General features: G+C 59.4%; 16 protein-coding genes and 1 pseudogene. 7 read left to right on the forward strand and 10 right to left on the reverse strand.

Annotated elements, in window-relative coordinates; all coding sequences use genetic code 11:
- Positions 1–90: 90 nt before the first annotated feature.
- The 4 genes from nrdD to treR form a co-directional block, all read right to left on the reverse strand.
- Positions 91–2,229 carry an anaerobic ribonucleoside-triphosphate reductase gene (gene nrdD, locus WFM46_RS09245; RefSeq protein ID WP_336997485.1) on the reverse strand — a complete coding sequence of 713 codons (2,139 nt, stop codon included), beginning with the start codon at positions 2,227–2,229 and terminating at the stop codon, positions 91–93.
- 370 nt (positions 2,230–2,599) lie between these two features.
- Positions 2,600–4,255, reverse strand: a complete 1,656-nt coding sequence (treC, locus tag WFM46_RS09250) for an alpha,alpha-phosphotrehalase (RefSeq protein ID WP_336997486.1) — start codon at positions 4,253–4,255, stop codon at positions 2,600–2,602.
- A 48-nt stretch (positions 4,256–4,303) separates the two neighbouring features.
- Positions 4,304–5,722, reverse strand: a complete 1,419-nt coding sequence (treB, locus tag WFM46_RS09255; protein WP_336997509.1) for a PTS trehalose transporter subunit IIBC — start codon at positions 5,720–5,722, stop codon at positions 4,304–4,306.
- A gap of 129 nt (positions 5,723–5,851) precedes the next feature.
- The gene (gene treR, locus WFM46_RS09260; RefSeq protein WP_156653794.1) at positions 5,852–6,799 is read right to left on the reverse strand and encodes a trehalose operon repressor TreR; all 948 of its coding nucleotides are present in this window, start codon (positions 6,797–6,799) and stop codon (positions 5,852–5,854) included.
- 388 nt (positions 6,800–7,187) lie between these two features.
- Between treR and mgtA the strand changes: the two are divergent.
- Both mgtA and WFM46_RS09270 read left to right on the forward strand, forming a co-directional pair.
- A pseudogene (mgtA, locus tag WFM46_RS09265) lies at positions 7,188–9,890 on the forward strand (magnesium-translocating P-type ATPase).
- Between the two features lie 155 nt (positions 9,891–10,045).
- Complete coding sequence (locus tag WFM46_RS09270) at positions 10,046–12,430, forward strand: beta-N-acetylhexosaminidase (protein WP_336997487.1); 2,385 nt, start codon at positions 10,046–10,048, stop codon at positions 12,428–12,430.
- Positions 12,431–12,572: 142 nt separating this feature from the next.
- On the opposite strand, the gene gbpA is transcribed toward WFM46_RS09270, so the two are convergent.
- The 5 genes from gbpA to WFM46_RS09295 all read right to left on the reverse strand — a co-directional run bounded on the left by gbpA (position 12,573) and on the right by WFM46_RS09295 (position 16,233).
- Positions 12,573–14,021, reverse strand: coding sequence for an N-acetylglucosamine-binding protein GbpA (gene gbpA / locus WFM46_RS09275; RefSeq protein ID WP_159340177.1), 1,449 nt, complete (start codon positions 14,019–14,021; stop codon positions 12,573–12,575).
- Between the two features lie 184 nt (positions 14,022–14,205).
- Positions 14,206–14,592, reverse strand: coding sequence for a 2-iminobutanoate/2-iminopropanoate deaminase (gene ridA, locus WFM46_RS09280; RefSeq protein WP_336997488.1), 387 nt, complete (start codon positions 14,590–14,592; stop codon positions 14,206–14,208).
- A 68-nt stretch (positions 14,593–14,660) separates the two neighbouring features.
- Positions 14,661–15,122 carry an aspartate carbamoyltransferase regulatory subunit gene (pyrI, locus tag WFM46_RS09285; RefSeq protein ID WP_039030593.1) on the reverse strand — a complete coding sequence of 154 codons (462 nt, stop codon included), beginning with the start codon at positions 15,120–15,122 and terminating at the stop codon, positions 14,661–14,663.
- A gap of 12 nt (positions 15,123–15,134) precedes the next feature.
- Positions 15,135–16,067 (reverse strand): aspartate carbamoyltransferase, encoded by a 933-nt coding sequence (gene pyrB, locus WFM46_RS09290; protein ID WP_159340176.1) that lies wholly within the window; start codon positions 16,065–16,067, stop codon positions 15,135–15,137.
- Positions 16,068–16,101: 34 nt separating this feature from the next.
- The gene (locus tag WFM46_RS09295; protein ID WP_370463881.1) at positions 16,102–16,233 is read right to left on the reverse strand and encodes a pyrBI operon leader peptide; all 132 of its coding nucleotides are present in this window, start codon (positions 16,231–16,233) and stop codon (positions 16,102–16,104) included.
- A 176-nt stretch (positions 16,234–16,409) separates the two neighbouring features.
- Between WFM46_RS09295 and WFM46_RS09300 the strand changes: the two genes are divergently transcribed.
- From WFM46_RS09300 to WFM46_RS09320, 5 genes are all read left to right on the forward strand, one after another.
- Positions 16,410–16,862: a YhcH/YjgK/YiaL family protein gene (locus WFM46_RS09300; protein WP_103178042.1), complete on the forward strand. Its 453-nt coding sequence runs from the start codon at positions 16,410–16,412 to the stop codon at positions 16,860–16,862.
- Positions 16,863–17,050: 188 nt separating this feature from the next.
- On the forward strand, positions 17,051–17,959 hold the full coding sequence (locus WFM46_RS09305; protein WP_336997489.1) for a dihydrodipicolinate synthase family protein: 909 nt from the start codon (positions 17,051–17,053) through the stop codon (positions 17,957–17,959).
- A 14-nt stretch (positions 17,960–17,973) separates the two neighbouring features.
- A complete protein-coding gene (locus WFM46_RS09310; RefSeq protein WP_336997490.1) occupies positions 17,974–19,941 on the forward strand; it encodes a YjhG/YagF family D-xylonate dehydratase in 1,968 nt (655 codons plus the stop codon).
- Between the two features lie 239 nt (positions 19,942–20,180).
- The gene (locus WFM46_RS09315) at positions 20,181–21,563 is read left to right on the forward strand and encodes a glycoside-pentoside-hexuronide (GPH):cation symporter (protein WP_336997491.1); all 1,383 of its coding nucleotides are present in this window, start codon (positions 20,181–20,183) and stop codon (positions 21,561–21,563) included.
- 12 nt (positions 21,564–21,575) lie between these two features.
- Positions 21,576–23,189: a glycoside hydrolase family 43 protein gene (locus WFM46_RS09320; RefSeq protein WP_336997492.1), complete on the forward strand. Its 1,614-nt coding sequence runs from the start codon at positions 21,576–21,578 to the stop codon at positions 23,187–23,189.
- Positions 23,190–23,193: 4 nt separating this feature from the next.
- Here the strand turns inward: WFM46_RS09320 and WFM46_RS09325 are convergent, their stop codons facing one another.
- Positions 23,194–23,952: an IclR family transcriptional regulator gene (locus WFM46_RS09325; protein ID WP_263951542.1), complete on the reverse strand. Its 759-nt coding sequence runs from the start codon at positions 23,950–23,952 to the stop codon at positions 23,194–23,196.
- Positions 23,953–24,021: the final 69 nt, after the last annotated feature.

Genomic DNA, 24,021 nt, shown 5'->3' on the forward strand with positions numbered 1-24,021 from the left:
GGGTGTCGCGTAGCGATCCCGGCCTGCAGTGTGAATGCGAATTGTAGGCCCGGATCGCTGCGCGCCACCGGGCATAAATGTGGCAGAGGGTTACCCGATCTGCCCATTCCCTAAATGCTTCACCCGGCGCTTCACCTCTTCCTGCTTGCCGGCGTTGAACGGACGGGCGTCCGGGCTGCCGAGGTAGCCGCACACGCGGCGGGTCACGGAGACGCGGGCGGCGTCGTGGTTACCGCATTTTGGGCAGGTGAAGCCTTTGCTGGTGCACTCGAACTCACCGGTAAAGCCGCACTCGTAGCACTCATCTATTGGCGTATTGGTGCCGTAATAGGGCACGTGCTGATAGCTGTAATCCCACACGTCTTCCAGCGCCTTCAGGTTGTGCTGAATGTTCGGGTACTCGCCGTAGCAGATGAAGCCGCCGCTGGCGATCGGTGGGTAGGCCGCTTCAAAATCGATTTTGTCGTACGGGTTCACCTTCTTCTCCACGTCGAGGTGGAAGCTGTTGGTGTAGTAGCCCTTATCGGTGACACCTTCCACCACGCCAAACTCGGCGGTATCCAGGCGGCAGAAGCGGTCGCACAGGTTTTCGCTCGGGGTGCTGTAGAGGCTGAAGCCGTAGCCGGTCTCCTCTTTCCACCGATCCACCGCGTCGCGCAGGCGCTGGACGATAGCGATACCTTTCTCACGCAGGGCTTCGCTGTCGTAGATGTGCTGGTCGCCAAACAGCGCATTAATGGTTTCGTGGATGCCGATATAGCCCAGCGAAATGGAAGCCCGGCCATTCTTGAAGATCTCCGACACATCATCGTCGGCCTTCAGGCGTACCCCGCAGGCCCCTTCCATATAGAGGATCGGGGCGACGCGGGCTTTGACCCCTTCCAGACGGGCGATACGGGTCATCAGCGCCTTACGCGCCAGCACCAGGCGCTCGTCCAGCAGTTTCCAGAATGTTGCTTCGTTGCCTTTGGCTTCCAGCGCGATGCGCGGCAGGTTCAGGCTGATCACGCCCAGATTGTTACGCCCGTCGTGGATCTGCTCGCCGTTCTCATCTTCGTACACGCCGAGGAAGCTGCGGCAGCCCATGGGGGTTTTGAACGAGCCGGTGACCTTCACCACCTGGTCATAGTTCAGAATGTCCGGATACATGCGCTTGCTCGCGCACTCCAGCGCCAGCTGTTTGATGTCGTAGTTCGGATCGCCGAACTTGTGGTTCAGGCCGTCGCGGATGGCGAACACCAGCTTCGGGAAGACCGCGGTTTTGCGGTTTTTGCCGAGGCCGGAAATGCGGTTGCGCAGAATGGACTGCTGGATCAGGCGCGATTCCCAGCTGGTGCCCAGACCAAAGCCAAAGGTGACAAACGGCGTCTGACCGTTGGCGGTGTGCAGGGTGTTCACCTCATATTCCAGCGACTGGAAGGCGTCGTAGCACTCTTTCTCGGTGCGGGAGCGGGCATATCCATCCGCATCCGGGATCTGCCACTCCTCCGCCACCTGGCGATGCTTGTTGAAGCTGGCGGTCACAAACGGGGCCAGCACTTCGTCGATCCGGTTGATGGTGGTGCCGCCATAAATGTGGCTGGCGACCTGGGCGATAATCTGCGCCGTCACTGCGGTGGCGGTGGAGATCGATTTTGGCGGTTCGATCTCGGCGTTGCCCATCTTGAAGCCGTGGGTCAGCATGCCCTTCAGGTCGATCAGCATGCAGTTGAACATCGGGAAGAACGGCGAATAGTCGAGATCGTGATAGTGAATATCCCCGCGCTCATGGGCCTGCACCACGTCGCGTGGCAGCAGGTGCTGACGGGCATAGTGTTTAGCCACAATACCGGCCAGCAGGTCGCGCTGGGTGGGGATCACTTTGCTGTCTTTGTTGGCATTTTCGTTGAGCAGCGCGGAGTTGGTCTGTTCCACCAGGCCGCGGATCTCCTGGTTCAGGCGGCCGCGTTTTTCACGTTCAATATCCCGGTCGTGACGGTATTCAATGTAGGCGCGCGCCAGCTGCTTGTAGGGGCCGGACATCAGCTGGTTTTCCACCGCGGTCTGGATCTCGTTAATGTCGACCTTGCTGCGGCCCATCATCTGGTTGCTGACCACCTCTGCGACGGTGGCGCAGTAATCTGCGTCATCGACTCCCGCTGCTTTAGCTGCACGCAGAATCGCTTCCTGAATGCGCTCTGATTTGAAAGGCACGTTACAGCCATCTCGTTTCATCACATGCGGTGTCATGATCACTCCATTTAAGAACAGGTTATCCACAGAGGCAGGAAAAAGGCGCGGGAGCGTAACTCTCGACGCGTGCGCGATTTCTCCTGATTTCGACCCTTTTTATCCACAATTTTATGTTGTGTGGTTTTCGTGGTCTTGTGGCAATAATAGACCATGGATACAACATCTTGGGTCGGCGAGCATTCTAAGTTCTATATGTAGTGATTTGCATCAAACAAGTTTGCGATTTATTTGATTCAGGACAAGGTAAAAAACGAAGTGTACAGATGACGCGCGATAGAGGATTTGTAAATTTTTCAAGCCAAAACCGGGCTGATTTTCCAGCCATAAAGCGTGCGCCGGGCAACCGTGCGGTGCCCGGCGCAGAAGGTTATGCCTGTAGCCACCAGACCGCTTCAAAGGGTCGCAGGGTCATGGCGCCTGGCTGCGGCGAGACCTCGGCATAGTTGCTCATCACCACCTGCCAGTTGCCGTCCAGCGCCTGCGGTTGCCACGGCTGGCAGGCGCGGCTCAGGTTAGCCACCACCATCAGCGTCTGGCCCTGCCACTGACGGCGGTAGCACCACAGCGACGGGTGATCCGCAAGCAGATCCTGATAATCCCCCCAGGTCAGCACCGGCAGGGTTTTACGCAGCGTAATCAGCGCCTGGTAGGTGTAAAACACCGAGTCGGGATCGGCCAGCGCCGCGGCAACGTTGATCGTCTCTGCGTTATCGCCCAGGGCAATCCACGGCTCACCGGTGGTGAAGCCGGCGTTGGGGGAGGCGTCCCACTGCATCGGCGTGCGGCTGTTGTCGCGGGATTTACTCGCGAGGATCGTCAGCAGTTCATCGGCGTCTCGCCCTTGCGCGCGCAGCCCGGCGAACATGTTGTGGCTCTCCACGTCCCGGTAGTCGGTGATGCGGCTGAAGTGCGGGTTGGTCATGCCGATCTCTTCACCCTGATAGATGTAAGGGGTACCCTGCATGCCGTGCAGCACCATCGCCAGCATCTTCGCCGCCGGGACGCGGTACTCTCCCTCATCGCCAAAGCGCGAGACGATGCGCGGCTGATCGTGGTTACACCAGAACAGCGCGTTCCATGCCCGGTTGTGCATCCCCTGCTGCCAGTGGCTGAACAAAGCCTTCAGCGCCACGAAATCGGGCTTCGCCAGCGTCCACTTTTCGCCGTTGGGATAATCCACCTTCAGGTGGTGGAAGTTAAAGGTCATCGACAGCTCACGCCCATCAAGCGCCGCGTACTGCTGGCAGTGCGCCAGGCTGGTGGAGGACATCTCGCCCACCGTCATCAGGTTGCGCGGGGTAAAGACCTCCCGGCTCATCTCCTGCAAAAACGCGTGTATGCGCGGCCCATCGGTGTAGAAGCGGCGGCCATCACCGATCGCATCGTCGGGGAAGTCCTGCTCTTTCGACACCAGGTTAATCACGTCGAGACGCAGGCCGTCCACGCCGCGATCGGCCCAGAACTCGCACACCTTTTTCAACTCGGCGCGCACCTGCGGGTTCTCCCAGTTGAGATCGGCCTGCTCCGGGGCAAAGAGGTGCAGATAGTACTGCTCGCTTTCGGCGTGCCAGCGCCAGGCGTTGCCGCCAAACTTGGAGCGCCAGTTGTTGGGCGTCTGCTCCGGGGTGCCGTCGCGCCAGATATAGAACTCCCGGTACGGGCTGGCTTTATTGAGCGACTCGCGGAACCACGCATGCTGGGTAGAGGTATGGTTAAACACCATATCCAGCACGATGCGTATCCCACGCGCATGAGCCTGGGCCACCAGCGCGTCGAAATCATCCAGCGTGCCGTAGGCCGGATCGATGCTGAGGTAGTTTGCCACGTCGTAGCCGTTATCTACCTGGGGGGAGATGTAGAACGGCGTCAGCCAGAGGGCGTCAACGCCGAGGGTTTTGAGGTAGTCGAGACGCGACGTCACGCCGCGCAGATCGCCGGTGCCGCGCCCGGTGGTGTCCTGGAAGCTCTTCGGGTAGATCTGATAGATGACGCCGTTTTGCCACCAGTGAGGAAGGGTATTCATAATGCGTTCCTGCAAATGCGAAGGGGCGCAACTGCGCCCCGAAGAAGATTAAACCGCCTGCAACGTGCCCTGACGATACTTGCGCTGATAGACAACGGTCGTGAGCGCCATCGGCACGACGATCGCCACGGCCATCGCCAGCGCGAAGACCTGCCAGAAGGCGGTCTGGATGGAGAGGATGCCTGGCAGACCACCGACGCCGATGCCGTTGGCCATCACGCCGTTCAGGCCGCACAGCAGGCCCGCCAGCCCGGAGCCGATCATCGCGCAGAGCATCGGGAAGCGGTATTTCAGGTTGATGCCGTACATCGCCGGTTCGGTGACGCCGAGATAGGCGGAGATGGCTGCCGGCACCGAGATCTCACGTTCGTTATGCTTACGGCTGACGATGATGATGCCGGTGACTGCCGAGGCCTGAGCAATGTTCGACAGGGCAATCAGCGGCCACACCGGGGTGCCGCCGAGGCTCTGGATCATCTGCATATCAATCGCCAGGGTGGTCTGATGCACGCCGGTGATCACCAGCGGGGCATAGAGGAAGCCGAACAGCGCGGCGCCAATCGGGGCGAAGCTGCCGGTCATCAGGTGACGCACCGCGAAGGCTACGCCGTCGCCAATCATGCGGCCAAACGGACCGATAAAGGCGTGGGCGAGGAACACCGCGAGGATCAGGGAGCAGACCGGCACCACCACCAGGTAGAGGTAGTCCGGCACCATGCGCTTAAGACGGGTTTCAATCATCCCCAGCGCCAGGCCGGCGAGCAGGGCCGGGATCACCTGCGCCTGGTAGCCCACTTTGGCGATGGTGAACAGGCCGAAGTTCCACACCTCCGGGACCTGCTGCCCAAGTAAGTAAGCGTTCATTAACTGCGGAGAGACCAGCGTTACGCCCAGTACGATGCCGAGGATTGGCGTACCGCCCATTTTGCGCACCGCCGACCAGCAGATCCCCACCGGCAGGTAGAAGAAGATCGCCTCGCCAATCAGCCACAGGAAGTCATAGATGCTCTGCAACGCCGGGTAGATCTGCGCCAGGGTTTTGCCGCCGCTCATCGGCACATCGCCAATCACGTTACGGAAGCCGAGGATCAAGCCGCCGCTGATCAGCGCTGGCAGCAGCGGGAAGAAAATCTCCGCAAAATGTGAAATGAGCTGTTCATGCCACTTCATATTCTGGCGTGCCGCTTTCTTGGCCTGCTCTTTATCCGCCGATGAATGACCGGTGGTCGCCAGCAGCGCCTTGTAGTAGTCGCCCACCTCGGTGCCGATCACCACCTGGAACTGCCCGGCGTTGGTGAAGCAGCCTTTCACCATCGACAGCTCTTCGATCGCTTTCGGGTTGGCTTTGGCCGGATCGTTTAACACAAAACGCAGGCGGGTAATGCAGTGGCTGACTATGGCGATATTGTCACGTCCGCCAACCAGCACGATCAGCTGGTCGATATCCGTTTGTTTTACTTTGCTCATCATGAATCCTCATGATACGGGTTCAGGGGAAGGAGATAACTGGCGGCAAGCCTACTCTTTCGTATTCACAACGAAAATGGGAACGTTCCCGAAACCGGGCAAGGATCACAATAAAGCCTTTTTTGAGGCTCAGGAGAGGGTGGCGGGAATAACGATCTGACGCGGTTTGCTGCGGCCGTTGATCTGCTCAATCAGCTGCATGGCAGCCTGGCGACCAGAGTCGGCGTAGCCGGGATCGACAGTGATGATCTCCGGGTGGAGGAACTTCATCAGCGGCGTATTGCCCACGCTCGCCAGTTGCAGGCTATCGATTCGCTGTTCTTGTAAGTACTTACTTGCGCCAAGAGCCAGAGTATCCGTGGCACAGAGCAGGGCGGTAGTCTGTGGGGTCAGCACGTCGGCCACCTTTTCATAACCCTGCTTCATGCCAAGGCCGGGGAGTGCGGCCACGGCGGGGAGCGCGTGCTGTTTACAAAACGCGAGGTAGGCAGCATGACGGCGCTGACCGGTGGTAACGTCGCTGTGCGGCACGCCAAGATAGCTGATATGGCGATGGCCGCTCTCATACAGGCGCTGCATCAGGGTAAGGATCGCCCCTTCGTCGTCATAGCATACGGAGGCAAACCCGCGGGCATCCCGCGCCATCAGCACCAGCGACGGCTTCCAGGGGATAAGCATCTCTTCGCTGATGCCGGTAAAGCCAAACAGCACCACCCCGTCAATGTTGCGGCGTTTCAGCATGCCGAGGTGCTCTTCCACCATTTGCGGCGAGAACTTGCTCTCCATCATGATCGGATCGTAGCCCTGCTCATAGAAGGCAGGCAGCATGGTCTGTACGGCCAGGTTCTCTGAAAGCGAATCGAGACGGGTGAGGATGATCGCCACCACTTTATCGCTCTGCCCACGCATGGCGCGCGCCGAGCGGGAAGGGGAAAAACCGTGCTGGTTCATAACCGCCTCGACCCGTTCGCGCGTGCGCTGGCTGACACCACTTTCGTTGTTCAGCACCCGTGAGACGGTGGATTTACCCACGCCGCTCAGACGCGCAATATCTTTAATGGTGAGGCGGTTCTGCATGCTTTATATCCTGTTATGCATCAATGAAATAATCACTAATCCTAAGCCGGGTCCCGGGTTGTGCAATGGGCAATGTCTGGTTTACGTTTGGTTTAATACCCGTGCGTTATCATACCGCCCGAATTGCCGTACGCGGTATGGCTAAAACGCTATAGTGCGCACCGACTTACCTTTTTTTCTTACCGGAGGCTGTATGGATCCCGATCCCACCCCTCTCCCGACAGGGAGAACCCTCTCTCTCCGGTAAGCCTCTTCACTGCCTTACCGGATGCGTAGGGCAGTGGCGTATTCCCGCGTCCCTGCATAACTGATATCGCCGCTCAGGCGTGGCTCTGTCACGTCTGAAGGCAAAACTGCGCCCGTTTTTTGCGGGTGCGGGGGACTTGTTATGTTCAAAAATTTCGCACAGCAGCTGTTTACCCGGCTGAGTCGTCACCTGCCGCGCCGTCTGGTGCAGCGCCCCCCTATGGCAACCGGCAAAAGCGATGCCGCGATTCCCGCCACCCTTGCCGCCCACTGCCTGCAGGTTGCCGCCATGGATGAGCCCGCCCTGTGGCGGACCTTTGGCAGCCACCCGGAAGGGCTCACTGCCGCCGAGGTTCAGGCTACCCGCGCCCTTCACGGCGAAAATACCCTCCCGGCGCAACAGCCGGCCCGCTGGTGGATACACCTGTGGGCCTGCTACCGCAACCCTTTTAACCTGCTGCTGACGGTGCTGGGAGCGATCTCCTATGCCACCGAAGACCTGTTTGCCGCCGGGGTGATCGCCCTGATGGTGGGCATCTCCACGCTGCTGAACTTTATTCAGGAGGCCCGCTCCACCCGCGCGGCGGATGCCCTGAAGGCGATGGTCAGCAATACCGCCACCGTCCTGCGCACCCTGAACGACAAAGGGGAAAGCGGCTGGCAGGAGATCCCCATTGACCAGCTGGTGCCGGGGGATCTGGTGAAGCTGGCGGCCGGGGATATGATCCCGGCAGATTTACGCATTATCCAGGCCCGCGACCTGTTCGTGGCCTAGGCATCGTTGACCGGCGAATCCCTGCCCGTGGAGAAGGTGGCCCACAGCCGCGACCCGCAGCAGAGCAACCCGCTGGAGTGCGACACCCTCTGTTTTATGGGCACCACGGTGGTGAGCGGCACGGCGCAGGCGATGGTGATTGCCACCGGGGGCAACACCTGGTTTGGGCAGCTGGCCGGGCGCGTCAGCGAGCAGGAGAGCGAACCCAACGCCTTCCAGCAGGGGATTGGCCGCGTCAGCATGCTGCTGATCCGCTTTATGCTGGCGATGACCCCCATCGTGCTGCTGATTAACGGCTACACCAAAGGCGACTGGTGGGAGGCGGCGCTGTTTGCCCTCTCGGTGGCGGTAGGCCTCACCCCGGAGATGCTGCCGATGATCGTCACCTCGACCCTGGCGCGCGGGGCGGTAAAACTCTCGAAGCAGAAGGTAATCGTCAAACACCTCGACGCCATCCAGAACTTTGGCGCCATGGATATCCTCTGCACCGACAAAACCGGCACCCTGACCCAGGACAAGATCGTGCTGGAGCACCACACCGACATCGCAGGCAAGATCTGCGAGCGGGTGCTGGAAACCGCCTGGCTGAACAGCCACTACCAGACCGGGCTGAAAAACCTGCTCGACGTCGCGGTGCTGGAAGGGGTGGATGAAGCCGCCGCCCGCGCCCTTTCATCCCGCTGGCAGAAGGTGGATGAGATCCCCTTTGATTTCGAGCGCCGCCGGATGTCGGTGGTGGTGAGTGAAGAGCAGGGCGTGCATCAGCTGATCTGCAAAGGGGCATTGCAGGAGATCCTCAATGTGACTACCCAGGTGCGGTATCACGGCGAGATTGTCCCGCTGGATGAGACCATGCTGCGACGCATCAAACGCGTCACCGACAACCTGAACCGCCAGGGGCTGCGCGTGGTGGCGGTCGCCAGCAAGCTACTGCCCGCGCGGGAGGGGGACTATCAGCGTATCGATGAATCTGATTTGATCCTCGAAGGGTACATCGCCTTCCTCGATCCGCCGAAAGAGACCACCGCACCGGCGTTAAAGGCGCTGAAAGAGAGCGGCATCACGGTGAAAATTCTCACCGGCGACAGCGAGCTGGTGGCGGCGAAAGTGTGCCGCGACGTCGGGCTGGATGCGGGTGAGGTGGTGACGGGCGGCGATATCGAACACCTTAGTGACGACGCGCTGGCTCTGCTGGCCCAACGCACTACGCTCTTTGCCCGCCTGACCCCAATGCACAAAGAGCGCATTGTCACCCTGCTGAAGCGCGAGGGGCATGTGGTGGGCTTTATGGGCGACGGCATTAACGATGCGCCCGCGCTGCGTGCCGCGGATATCGGCATCTCGGTCGACGGGGCGGTGGACATCGCCCGGGAGGCGGCCGATATCATCCTGCTGGAGAAGAGCCTGATGGTGCTGGAGGAGGGAGTGATCGAAGGCCGCCGCACCTTCGCCAACATGCTCAAGTACATCAAAATGACCGCCAGCTCCAACTTTGGCAACGTCTTCAGCGTGCTGGTGGCGAGCGCGTTTCTGCCGTTCCTGCCGATGCTGCCGCTGCATCTGCTGATCCAGAACCTGATGTACGACATCTCCCAGGTGGCGATCCCGTTTGATAATGTTGACGAGGATCAGATCCAGAAGCCGCAGCGCTGGGAGCCGGCAGAACTGGGCCGTTTTATGCTCTTTTTCGGCCCGATCAGCTCCATCTTCGACATTCTGACCTTCTGCCTGATGTGGTTTGTGTTCCACGCTAACACCCCGGAACAGCAGACCCTGTTCCAGTCCGGCTGGTTCGTGGTGGGGCTGCTGTCGCAAACGCTGATTGTGCATATGATCCGCACCCGGCGTATCCCGTTCCTCCAGAGCCGCGCCGCCTGGCCGCTGATCGTGATGACGGGGCTGGTGATGGTGCTCGGTATCGCGCTGCCGTTCTCGGGGCTTGCGGGCTATCTGCAACTGCAGGCGCTGCCGCTCAGCTACTTCCCATGGCTGGTGGCGATCCTCGCCGGGTATATGACCCTGACGCAGCTGGTGAAAGGGTTCTATAGCCGCCGGTACGGGTGGCAGTGATTTTTGCCGGGTAAGGCGAAGCCGCCGCCCGGCAAATGGCTTTCTTCCCAAATTCAACAACCTGTGATCGTCGTCATCCGCCGCGCTTGACGACAAATTGAGCGCATGTTAACAGAATGTTTTGCCTTTTTCGGCCCGTCAAATAAGGAACATTCATGTTACGGTACAGCCTCTTAACCGCCGGGCTTATGCTCGGCTTTTCTGCGTTTGCGGCCCCCGCAGGCGATCTCCCCCTGATGCCCTGGCCTGCAAAGGTCGAACGCCCCGCCACCCAGGGCACGCTGGTCATTAACAATAACTTCCAGGTGAGCGTCTCCGGGGACGATCTCGGCGACGCGGTGGCACGTCTGCGCCAGCGGGTGGCGCTGCAAACCGGCTGGACGCTTCAGCCGCAGGCAGAAAAACCAGAGAAGCCTACGGTGACCATCGCCATCGCCCGCAAGGTGGCGCCACTGCCGAAACCGGACAGCGACGAAAGCTACAAACTCACCGTCGACGCCAGCGGAGTGAACATTACCGCCAACACCCGCTTCGGCGCGCTGCGTGCCATGGAGACCCTGCTTCAGCTGGTGCAGAACGGCCCGGAAAACACCTCTGTACCGTGGGTCATCATTGAAGATGCCCCGCGTTTCCCGTGGCGCGGCCTGCTGCTCGATTCGGCCCGCCACTTTATTCCGCTGGAGGATATCAAACGCCAGATCGACGGCATGGCGGCAGCAAAACTCAACGTGCTGCACTGGCACTTAACCGACGATCAGGGCTGGCGGTTTGCCTCGAAGCGCTACCCGAAACTGACCGAACTCGCCAGTGACGGACTCTTCTACACCCAGGATCAAATGCGTGACGTGGTGCGCTACGCCGCCGCGCGTGGTGTTCGCGTGGTGCCGGAGATTGACATGCCCGGCCACGCGTCGGCCATTGCGGTGGCCTATCCGGAGCTGATGAGCGCCCCGGGGCCCTATGAGATGGAGCGCCAGTGGGGTGTGCTCAAGCCGGTGATGGATCCGACCAAAGAGGCCACTTACGCCTTCGCCGGCGCGATGATCGCTGAACTGGCGGCGATCTTCCCGGATCCCTATCTGCATATCGGCGGCGATGAGGTGGATGACACCCAGTGGAAAAACAACCCTGCCATCCAGCAGTTTATGCGCGACAACAAGCTGGCCGACAGCCACGCATTGCAGGCCTATTTCAACCGCAAGCTGGAGACGATCCTCGAGAAAAACCAGCGCCAGATGGTGGGCTGGGATGAGATCTTCCACCCGGATCTGCCCAAAAGCATTCTGATCCAGTCCTGGCAGGGGCAGGACGCACTGGGGGAGGTGGCGAAGCAGGGCTACAGGGGAATTCTCTCCACCGGCTTCTATCTCGATCAGCCCCAGTACACCGCCTATCACTACCGCAATGAGATCGTACCCCAGGGGCTGAACAAGGTGGATGTCATCACCGACAGCGACAGCGCCCAGAGCTGGTCCTTCACCCTCCCGCGCCTGAAGGGCAAGCCGCTGGAGGGCAGCTTTACCCTGATAAAAGGCGAGGCGGGCTGGCGCGGGTTTATCGATTTCAGTGGCAAATCCCGGCGTGCGGTGCAGGATATCGTCTGGCGCAGCGACAATCAGGTAACCTTCACCGTCGATACCTGGATGGGGGAGACCCGCCCGGTAGTGAACGTCTCTGACGACAAGATTGACGGCTATTTCCTGCTGGGCAACAGCCGTTATCCGGTGACAGGCCAGCGGCTGGATGCGGTGCCGGAGGGGATCGCTCCGGCGGTGCCGGATGCCAGCCAGCAGGCGAATCTGCTGGGCGGCGAGGCGGCGTTGTGGGCAGAAAACGTGGCGGCGCCAGTGCTAGATATCAAGCTGTGGCCGCGGGCCTTCGCGGTGGCGGAGCGCCTGTGGTCGGCGCAGGAGGTGAACGATATCGACAACATGTATACCCGCCTGCAGGCGATGGATAGCTGGTCGACGGTGTCGGTAGGGTTGCAGCAGCATGCCCGCCAGCAGGTGCAGTTCACGCGTCTGGGGAACACCACCGACACCCTGCCGCTGACGATCCTCGCCCAGGCGCTGGAGCCTGCGCACTATTACACCCGTAACCATCTTAAGTTCCAGGCCGGGAACTACGATCTGTTTGAACCGTTAAACCGCCTGGCCGACGCGCTGGCGCCGGAGAGCAACCAGGTGCGGCAGATGAACCGCTGGGTTGAGCGGCTGGTGAGCGATGCTGAGGATAGCGAAAGCGCGGAGTCGCTGCGCCATCTCTTTACCCGCTGGCAGACCAACACCCCGGATGCGCTGGCGCTGGCCGAGAACAGCTATCAGCTGAAGGCGCTGAAGCCGGTGATCCAGTCGGTGGACAAGCTGGCGGCGATTGGGCTGCGCTTAACGGATCTGGTGGCGCGCCAGGGGACGCTGGATGATACGGAGATTGCGTCGATTCAGGGCGAGCTGGATAAGGCGGCGCAGATAGAGGATGAAGTGGTGATTGCAGCGGTCTATCCGCTGGAGAAACTGCTGCGCGCGACGCGCAATCAGTAGTCGGTGAAAATGCCCGGTGGCGCTACGCTTACCGGGCCTACAGAACCCGCACCATTCTGCGGTCACGCAGGCCGGGTAAGGCGAAGCCGCCACCCGGCAAACAGATCGCACAGACCTGTTCACCGGGCATCAGGAGAGCCTATTACTTCAGGGTCCACGCCATCTGCCAGTGGGAACCTACACCCGGTTCGAACTGGTTAGCCGTCGGAGCGTACTGCACGCAGTAGCCGCTGTAAGGCGCTTTCTTACACTGGTACGTTTTGCCATCTTTCGGCTGCAGTACTACGGTGCCCGCTTTGTAGGAGGCGATGTTCTGCGGGAAGGTGTAGTCATATTTACCCGTCGTACCGGATGACTCCTCGTTCTCCAGCATCATGTCGATCACGTCCTGCGCGAACAGTACGCCATCTTTGTTGGTGGCGAAGTATTTCAGCATGTGGTGGCCAGGCGTCACGTCAGTCAGGTTCATGGTCACGTCCTGGTTGGCGTTATTCATATCCTGCTTCAGGTAACCTTTTTCCGCCCCTGCGTGGTTCATCGCACGCGCTTCCAGGCTCACATCGCCCTGGGTATTCACGTGGAAGGTCACGGTTGCTGCGCCGTTCTTGATTTTGGAGAACCGCACGTTGGTGACGGCGATGTCTTCACTCACCTGAGCCTGCTGCTCTTCATAGGAGATCGCGACAGATTTCAGGGTGCTGCCATCTTTCACATAGACGTTGTTCGCGCCGTGAACCGGGTTCACCACGCCGCTCTCATCTTTAACACCGACGCGAACATCGCTGTGCGCGGCGTTGATTGCCTGCGCCAGGTCATAAGACCACTGGCTTGCCTGACCCTGGGAAGCAGAAGAGATGGTCAGCTGGGTGCGCATGGAGACCACTTCGCCATTGGCATCGAAGAAGCGGGCAATCACTTTATCGCCTGCATTGACGTTATTACCGGCGATCTGGCCGCTCAGGGTTTTCGTCCACTCGGAGACCTGAGCCGGGGTTTCGTCAGGGGTCACATTGCCGCCGTTACCGAAATCAACGTCGATAGCCTGGTAGAAGCTGTTAGTGGTATCGGCAATTTCCCATACCGCGTAAATAACCTGGTAGCCGGTACGCTGTGGCACATTACAGGTCATTTCCTGACGCTGAGCCGGAGCCTGGCCATTACCATTTACGGTACAGAATGGGGTGGATTCAAATTGATCGCGGGTCAGCGGTTTATTTGGATTCCAGTCTTGTTTGGTAATATACCAACGCCAGTTGGTGGTTTTATGCGGAGCAGTATGATACCAGGTGAAGGTATTTTTACCGGCGGTAATTGGGGTCTTAGTCCAGGCGTTCAGGCTCTGGCGATCGAGCTGAGAATATTGAGCAATACCGGCGCTGGCCAGCTGTCCATCCGGTGGCAGAGCGCCAGTCGGGAAGCCGGAGGTGCGTTCAACACTCTGTGGTTCCCATTGTACGGAACCACAATCAATATTTTTACCAAGCTTACACATATAAGCGCGGCTGGCCGGAGATTCAACATATCCATGCGCTAAAGCCGATGAAGCAACCGTGAGTGTGGCAAGTGCCAACGCAATTTTAGACAGTTTCATTTTTTATTCCATTAAAAGGGATCAATAATTTCGGGGCAGGGTTAGTTTCCCCAGGAATAAAAAATTAATCATTTCAATCGGCGATGAAAAATAATGGTGAAAATACTTGAAGTCTATTTCCGGCTGTGTATTAAGAAAATAAAAAAGGCAGCCCAGGCTGCCTTTTGCATATCAAAATCAACTATTAGCGGCGCACGGCAATCGCTTCGATTTCGATTTTCACATCTTTTGGCAGACGTGCCACTTCCACGCATGAGCGCGCCGGGAAGCTGGCGTTATGCTCGGTGAAGAAAGCTTCGTAGGTGGCGTTGACGGTGGCGAAGTCGTTGAGATCTTTTACGAATACCGTTGTCTTAACGATATCGCCCACTTTCAGGCCAGCGGATTCAACGATCGCTTTGACGTTTTCCAGCGACTGGCGCGCCTGAACGGAGACATCTTCTGGCACATCACCGGTTTTTGGGTTCACCGGGATCTGGCCGGAGGTAATGATCATGCTGCCAAGATCAACGCCCTGAACGTAAGGGCCAATAGCTGCAGGTGCATTTTCCGTCGCGAGTTCTTTGGTCATGATTTCTCCTGAATAAATACAAATAGTCCCGGCCATTATAGAAAGCCAGACATGCATTGCCACCTCAATTAGTTGGCCAGCACCACATTATGCGAAAACTCTTTTTCACAATATTTGCATTTAAGTGCGATATCATCCGCGCGTTTTTTCACTGCAAAACTGGAGTTTACCGGCTCAGCATGGCTGATGCAGTTGCTGTTCGGGCAGACCAGCACGCTTTCAATGCGCTCCGGCAGGCTGGGGCGGGATTTGCCCACCACTTCGTAGTCGTCAATGCGGTTAACGGTCGCTTCCGGGGCATAGAGGGAGAGCTGGTTTACCTGCTCGTCGGTCAGGAAGGTGTTCTCGATTTTAATCAGGTCTTTGCGGCCCATCTCGCCGGAGGGCAGGTTCAGGCCGATGGTGATGCGCTGGTCGGTTTCGGTCAGTTTGAACAGGGTCAGCAGCTTAAAGCCCACCTGCGCAGGGATGTGGTCAATTACGGTGCCGCGCTTGATGGCTTCGACCTGGAGTTTGTTATCGTGTGTCATTGTCATTTCCCCTTACAGAGCTAAATCGCGATTCAGAACCAGTGCCAGTAACGCCTGACGGGCGAAGATGCCGTTTCCGGCCTGCTGGAAGTACCAGGCGTGCGGCGTCTTATCCACATCGGTGGTGATCTCATCGATGCGCGGCAGCGGGTGCAGCACCTTCATGTTGCTGCGAGCGCCTTCGAGGTCGCTGGCGCGCAGCACAAACTGCGCCTTCACGTTGGCGTACTCCGACGGATCCAGACGCTCTTTCTGCACGCGGGTCATATAGAGAATATCCACGTCGCCCATCACCTCTTCGATGCTGGCGTGCAGGCTCCACTGAATCTTTTTCTCATCGAGCATATCGAGGATGTACTGCGGCATCGCCAGCGCGTCCGGAGCGATAAAGTAGAAGCGGTTGCCGTTGAACTTCGCCAGCGCCTGGGTCAGGGAGTGGACGGTACGGCCATATTTCAGGTCGCCGACCATGGCGATGTTCAGCTTCTCCAGGCGACCCTGGGTCTCCTGAATGGTGAACAGATCCAGCAGGGTCTGGGTTGGATGCTGGTTGGCGCCGTCACCGGCGTTTAGCACCGGAACACCGCCGGAAAACTCGGTCGCCAGGCGGGCCGCACCCTCCTGAGGATGGCGCATGACGATGGCGTCAACGTAGGTGCTGATGACCGAGATAGTGTCCGCCAGGGTTTCGCCTTTTTTGCCGAGCGAGGTGTTGCTGCTGTCGGAGAAGCCCACCACGCTGGCGCCCAGGCGGTGGATAGAGGTCTCAAACGACAGGCGGGTACGGGTGGAGGCTTCGAAGAAGCAGCTGGCGATCACCTTGTGCTTCAGCAGCTCCGGTTGTGGATTGGCTTTCAGTTTTGCCGCGGTTGCCAGAACCAGCTCCAGCTCTTCACGGCTGAGGTCGTTGATGGAAATGATGTGTTTTTGATAAAGCGGATTCATTTTTATCTCCTGACGCCGGGCAAAAAAAAGCCCCTCAAATGAGGGGCTTCTGGAATAGGGATCGCAACGGGAAGAAAAACAGCAGGCCAGCGTCTGCTTTAAGACGCGCTGGGGCACTCTGTCGAACATGTTTGAGCATGCTTCCTCCTGGCAAATTGTGGGGCATTATACGCAGCCTGACCCGCGGATCAAGCGAATAATGCACACTTTACGCAGCGAAAACGGTTGGGCGTGCATGGTTATGCGCAAGTGCAAATCCCGGGCAAAAAGTGGTGGTATGGCAGCTAAAATTCTCGTATAAAAGTTTAAAATGAAACGTTGTTTTATATTGAGGATTACATCATGATCGTTGGCAACATCCATAACCTCCAGACCTGGCTGCCGCAAGAGCTGCGCCAGGCAATCGAACACGTTAAAACCCATGTGTCCGATGCCACCCCGACCGGTAAACATGATATCGACGGTAACAACCTGTTCTATCTGGTTTCCGAAGATATGACCCAGCCCTTCGCCGAGCGTCGCGCCGAGTACCACGCCCGTTATCTGGACATCCAGATCGTTCTGAAAGGCCAGGAAGGGATGACCTTCAGCACCCTGCCAAACGGCACGCCTGAGACCGACTGGCTGGCGGATAAAGATATCGCTTTCCTGCCGGAAGGCGAGCAGGAGAAAACCGTAGTGCTGAGCGAAGGCGATTTCGTGGTCTTCTATCCCGGCGAAGTCCACAAGCCGCTGTGCGCGGTGGGCAACCCGGCGCAGGTGCGCAAAGTGGTTGTGAAGATGCTGGTGGCCTGACGCCTTTCCCCTCTCCCGTCGGGAGAGGGAGTTTCATCCTTTCATTCCGTTCTGTGATCAAGCTTAAAAAACAGACATACCCTCGTGTTACCTGATTGTCCTTCGCTTTCTTCGCGTTCTAGTATAAAAGTTAAATAAACGAACGCTGTTCTATAATGTAGAACAAAATGAGTCAGAAAGGAGTTTTCATGCAGCAGACCGTGCAGTTCTCAGGCATTATTCCCCCTGTCTCCACTATCTTCACCGCCGACGGCAGGCTGGATGAGCAGGGCAGCGCCGCGCTTATCGACCACATGATCGATGCCGGGGTCGATGGCCTGTTCTTTTTAGGCAGCGGCGGGGAGTTTTCCCAGCTCAACACCGCAGAGCGCAAAGCGATCGCCGAATTCGCCATCGCCCACGTGAACGGTCGTGTGCCGGTGCTGATCGGTACCGGGGGCACCAACGCCCGGGAAACCATCGAGCTGAGCCAGCATGCCCAGCAGGCCGGGGCCGACGGCATCGTGGTGATCAATCCCTATTACTGGAAAGTGTCGGAAGCGAACCTGATCCGCTACTTTGAGCAGGTGGCCGACAGCGTTACCCTGCCGGTGATCCTCTATAACTTCCCGGCCCTGACCGGGCAGGATCTGACCCCGCAGTTGGTCAAAACCCTGGTGGACTCCCGGGCAAATATCGTGGGCATTAAAGACACCATCGACTCGGTGGCCCATCTGCGCAGCATGGTCCTCACCGTCAAAGCGGCGCACCCGCACTTTGTGGTGCTGTGCGGTTACGACGATCACCTCTTCAACACCCTGCTGCTGGGGGGCGACGGGGCGATCTCCGCCAGCGGTAACTTTGCCCCGCAGGTGTCAGTCAACCTGTTGCAGGCCTTCCGCGACGGGGACCTGGCCCGGGCGGCGCAGTATCATCAGACTCTGCTGCAAATCCCGCAGATGTATCAGCTGGATACGCCGTTTGTGAACGTGATCAAAGAGGCGATCTCCCTGTGCGTGCGCCCGGTCTCCACCCACGTGCTGCCGCCTGCCGGGCCGCTGGATGAGGCGCGCAAGGCGCAGCTGAAAACGCTGCTGCAACAGCTCAAGCTCTGCTGAACCGGAAGGTCACGATGTCGATAGAAACCATTTTTACCCCGCAGGATGACGCCTTCTATTCGGTGATCACCCACGCGGCGGGGCCGCAGGGGGCGCTGCCCCTGACCCCGCAGATGCTGATGGAATCCCCCAGCGGCAATCTGTTTGGCATGACGCAGAACGCCGGGATGGGCTGGGATGCCAATAAACTCACCGGCAAAGAGGTGCTGATTATCGGCACCCAGGGCGGGATCCGCGCGGGCGATGGCCGCCCGGTGGCGCTGGGTTACCACACCGGTCACTGGGAGATTGGCCTGCAGATGCAGGCGGCGGCAAAAGAGATCACCCGCAACGGCGGGATACCCTTTGCCGCCTTTGTCAGCGATCCCTGCGATGGCCGCTCCCAGGGCACGCACGGGATGTTTGACTCCCTGCCGTACCGCAACGATGCAGCCATCGTGTTTCGCCGTCTGATCCGCTCCCTGCCCACGCGCCGGGCGGTGATTGGCGTCGCCACCTGCGACAAAGGGCTGCCTGCCACCATGATCGCCCTGGCCGCGATGCATACTCTGCCGACGATTCTGGTGCCGGGCGGGGCCACGCTGCCGCCAACCTTCGGCGAGGATGCCGGCAAGGTGCAGACCATCGGGGCGCGTTACGCCAACCATGAACTCTCGTTGCAGGAGGCTGCCGAGCTGGGCTGCCGCGCCTGCGCCACACCGGGCGGCGGCTGTCAGTTTCTCGGCACGGCGGGCACCTCCCAGGTGGTGGCCGAAGCCTTAGGCCTGGCGCTGCCTCATTCGGCGCTGGCCCCGTCAGGGCAGGACGTGTGGCTGGAGATCTCCCGCCAGTCCGCGCGGGCGGTGATCGAACTGGATAATCGCGGCATCACCACCCGCGATATCCTCACCGATAAAGCGATTGAAAACGCGATGGTGATCCATGCCGCGTTCGGCGGCTCCACCAACCTGCTGCTGCATATCCCCGCCATTGCCCACGCGGCGGGCTGCACTATTCCGGACGTGGAGCACTGGACGCGCATCAACCGCAAGGTGCCGCGGCTGGTGAGCGTATTGCCGAACGGGCCGGATTACCACCCAACGGTGCGGGCGTTCCTCGCGGGCGGCGTGCCGGAAGTGATGCTCCATCTGCGCGAGCTCGGTCTGCTGCATCTGGATGCCATGACCGTCACCGGCCAGACCGTCGGGGAAAACCTCGACTGGTGGCAGAGCTCTGAGCGGCGGGAACGCTTCCGCCAGTGCCTGCGCGAGCAGGACGGCGTCGATCCTGATGATGTGATCCTGCCGCCGGCGCGCGCGAAAGCCCGCGGACTGACCTCCACGGTGGCCTTCCCGGTGGGCAACATCGCGCCGGAGGGATCGGTGATCAAGGCCACGGCCATCGACCCGTCGGTGGTAGGTGAGGATGGCGTTTACCGTCATACCGGCCGGGCGCGGGTGTTTGTCTCGGAAGCCCGGGCGATCAAGGCAATCAAAAACGGCGAGATCGCCCAGGGCGACATCATGGTGGTGATCGGCGGCGGGCCGTCCGGCACCGGCATGGAGGAGACCTACCAGCTCACCTCGGCGCTGAAGCATGTTTCCTGGGGTAAAACGGTCTCGCTGATCACCGATGCCCGCTTCTCGGGCGTCTCCACCGGGGCCTGTTTTGGGCATGTGGCGCCTGAAGCGCTGGCCGGTGGGCCGATTGGCAAACTGCGCGATAACGACATCATTGAGATTGTGGTGGACCGCCTTACCCTGACCGGCAGCGTGAACTTTATCGGCACGCCACTGGCGCCGCTCACCCCGGAAGAGGGGGCCATTGAACTGGCACGTCGCCAGCCGCATCCGGACCTGCATGCCCATGAATTTTTACCCGACGATACGCGCCTGTGGGCGGCATTACAGTCGGTGAGCGGCGGCACCTGGAAAGGGTGTATTTACGATACGGATAAAATTATCGAGGTTATTAACGCCGGTAAAAAAGCGCTCGGTCTTTAATTATATTTATCGCTCTTGTCGTCTACGGAAAATATTCTGTGGACGGCTTTTTCATGCCTGTAATTTATTTATTTTTACGCTTTTAAAACAGTCATTTGATATATATCGAGCAGTGTCACAAAAGCAAAATAACGTAATTCAGAAATAAGATATGGCCATTGCTGATAAATTAATCAGCTTATTATACTCTATTAACACGTTGTTGTGAATTCAGCACACTAAATAAGGGTGTATTTCTGATGATGCCATTAACCATGAAAGATAAAATTGGCTACGGGCTGGGTGACACCGCCTGCGGCTTTGTCTGGCAGGCGACCATGTTCCTGCTCGCCTATTTCTACACCGATGTGTTTGGTTTATCCGCCGGGATTATGGGTACGCTGTTTCTCGTCTCCCGCGTGCTGGACGCGGTAACCGACCCGCTGATGGGGTTGCTGGTGGACCGCACCCGCACCCGTTACGGCCAGTTCCGCCCGTTCCTGCTGTGGGGCGCGATCCCGTTTGGCCTCGTCTGCATGCTCACCTTCTACACCCCGGATTTCTCGGCCAACGGCAAAGTGATTTACGCCTGCGTCACCTACATCCTGTTGACCCTGGTCTACACCTTCGTCAACGTGCCCTATTGCGCCATGCCGGGGGTGATCACCGCCGATCCGAAGGAGCGCCATGCCATGCAGTCCTGGCGTTTCTTCCTCGCTGCGGCGGGATCGCTGGCGATCAGCGGCATTGCCCTGCCGCTGGTGGGGATCATCGGGAAAGGCAACGAGCAGCTGGGTTACTTCGGCGCGATGTGCGTGCTGGGGCTTTGCGGCGTGGTGCTGCTGTTGGTCTGCTTCTTCACCACCAAAGAGCGCTACACCTTTGAGGTGCAGTCGGGAACGTCGGTGGCGAAAGATCTCAAGCTGCTGCTGGGCAACAGCCAGTGGCGGATCATGTGCGTCTTCAAAATGATGGCCACCTGCTCCAACGTGGTGCGTGGCGGGGCCACCCTCTACTTTGTGAAATATGTGATGGATCATCCGGAGCTGGCGACCCAGTTCCTGCTCTACGGCAGCCTCGCCACCATGTTTGGCTCGCTCTGTTCTTCCCGTCTGCTGGGCCGTTTCGACCGGGTGAAGGCCTTCAAGTGGATCATCGTCGCTTACTCCCTCATCAGCCTGCTGATCTTCATCACCCCGGCCGAGCATATCGCCCTGATCTTTGCCCTCAATATCGTGTTCCTGTTTGTCTTTAACACCACCACGCCGCTGCAGTGGCTGATGGCCTCCGACGTGGTGGATTACGAGGAGAGCCGCAGCGGCCGCCGTCTGGACGGGCTGGTGTTCTCCACCTACCTGTTCAGCCTGAAGATCGGCCTGGCGATTGGCGGCGCGGTGGTGGGCTGGATCCTGGCATACGTGAACTACTCCGCCAGCAGCAGCGTACAGCCGGTAGAGGTGCTCACCACCATCAAAATTCTGTTCTGCGTGGTGCCGGTGGCGCTCTACGTGAGCATGTTCATCATGCTGTCGTTTTACAAACTCACCGATGCGCGGGTGGAGGCCATCAGCCAGCAGTTACTCAAGCATCGCGCGGCGCAGGGCGAAGCCATTCCCGCCGCGGCAACGGCAGCATCTCATTAAGGAGGAGGCTCTATGTACACCATTACCAACCCGATTCTGACCGGCTTTAACCCCGACCCGTCGATGTGTCGCCAGGGCGAGGATTACTACATCGCCACCTCTACCTTCGAGTGGTTCCCGGGCGTGCGCATTTACCACTCCCGGGATCTGAAGAACTGGCGGCTGGTAAGCACCCCGCTGGATCGCGTGTCGATGCTGGACATGAAGGGCAACCCGGACTCCGGCGGCATCTGGGCGCCGTGCCTGAGCTACGCCGACGGGCAGTTCTGGCTGCTCTATACCGATGTGAAGATTGTCGACTCCCCGTGGAAAAACGGGCGCAACTTCCTGGTCACCGCCCCCTCCATCGAGGGGCCGTGGAGCGAGCCGATCCCGATGGGCAATGGCGGGTTCGATCCCTCCCTGTTCCACGATGACGATGGCCGAAAATACTACCTCTACCGCCCGTGGGGGCCGCGCCACCACAGCAACCCGCATAATACCATCGTGATGCAGGAGTATGATCCGCAGACCTGCACGCTGTCGCCGGAGCGCAAAACCCTCTTCACCGGCACACCGCTCTGCTACACCGAAGGGGCGCATATCTACCGTAAGGAGGGCTGGTACTATCTGGTGGTCGCTGAAGGTGGCACAAGCTACGAGCACGCCGTCGTGGTGCTGCGTGCAAAAACCATCGACGGGCCCTACGAGCTGCACCCGGAGGTGACGATGATGACCAGCTGGCACCTGCCGGAGAACCCGCTGCAAAAAAGCGGCCACGGCTCGCTGCTCCAGACCCACACCGGGGAGTGGTACATGGCCTATCTCACCAGCCGCCCGCAGCGCCTGCCGGGCATTCCGCTGCTGGGCTCCGGCGGGCGGGGATACTGCTCCCTTGGGCGTGAGACGGGGATCGCGCGCATTGAATGGCGCGACGGCTGGCCATACGTGGAGGGCGGCAAGCATGCCCAACTGACGGTGCCAGGCCCGCAGATGACCGAGAGCCCCGCCGTGGCGCAGACCAGGTGGCGTGACGACTTCGACGGCGAGCGCCTCGACCCGGAGTTGCAGACCCTGCGCATTCCGTTCGACGACTCCCTCGGCTCCCTGCGGGCCCGTAAAGGCTTCCTGCGGCTGTATGGCAACGACTCACTTAACTCAACCTTCACCCAGTCAACCGTGGCGCGCCGCTGGCAGCACTTCACCTTCCGCGCGGAAACGCGGATGGAGTTTGCCCCGCGTCACTTCCAGCAGAGCGCGGGCTTGACCTGCTACTACAACAGCAAAAACTGGAGCTACTGTTTTGTGGACTACGAGGAGGGGCAGGGCAGAACCCTCAAGGTGATCCAGCTCGACCACAATGTGCCGTCCTGGCCGCTGCACGAGCAGCCCATCCCGGTGCCGGATGAGGCGCAGGGCATCTGGCTGCGGGTGGATGTCGATCGTCTGGTCTACCGCTACAGCTATTCGTTTGACGGGGAGCAGTGGCACACCGTGCCGGTGACGTACGAGGCGTGGAAGCTGTCAGATGACTATATCGGCGGGCGCGGCTTCTTTACCGGCGCGTTTGTGGGGCTGCACTGCGAGGACATCAGCGGTGACGGCTGCCACGCCGACTTCGACTACTTCACTTACGCGCCGGTATAACGGCTCAGGCCGGGTAGCCCAGCGCGCGTGAGAGCTGGCGCCCGGCCTCCTGCAACTGCTCGCGGAAGCGGGCCAGCTCCTCGTCGTTCACCCGGGAGGTTAAGGTGGAGAGGCTCAGGGCGGCAATGACCCGGGATTCGTGGTTACGCACCGGGACCGACACGCAGCGCACCCCCTGTTCGTTCTCTTCGCTGTCCAGGGCATAACCCTGCTCGCGGGTCTGCGCCAGCGCGGCCAGCAGCGCCTCGCGGGAGGCCAGGGTCGCCGGGGTAAAGGTGGTGTAGTGATAGCCTTCCAGCAGGGTATTCAGCTCGGCCTCGCTCAGCCAGGCGATCAGCACTTTGCCGATGGCGGTAGCATGCACCGGCAGGCGACGGCCAATGCGCGAGTAGGCGATGGCCGCCAGCTTGCCTTCGATCTTCTCGATATAGACCCCTTCGCGCCCGTCCAGAATGCCCAGATGGGTGGTCTGCCCGGTACGCTCCGACAGCGCCGTCAGGAAGTGCTTCGCTTTCTGGCGGATATCCATGGTGCTCACCACGAAGTGACCGCGCTCAACCAGCTTCATGCCGGGGCGATATTTACCGTTCTCCGGGTTCTGATCGATATAGCCGTGCAGTTGCAGGGTTTTGAGAAGCGAGTGGAGCGTGCTCTTGCTCAGGCCCATCTGTTTACTGATGTCGGTGATTTTAAGTTCCGTCGCCTGTTCGTTAAACAGATCGAGGATCTGTAAGGCACGTTCAACAGATTGAATAATAGGCATAAGATCGGCATGTCCGTGCTGGAATTAAGGCAAAAAAGTACCCTGTTTACGCTGAAAAATCAATCGACC

The organism is Leclercia sp. M50 (assembly GCF_037150775.1).
Lineage (GTDB): Bacteria > Pseudomonadota > Gammaproteobacteria > Enterobacterales > Enterobacteriaceae > Enterobacter.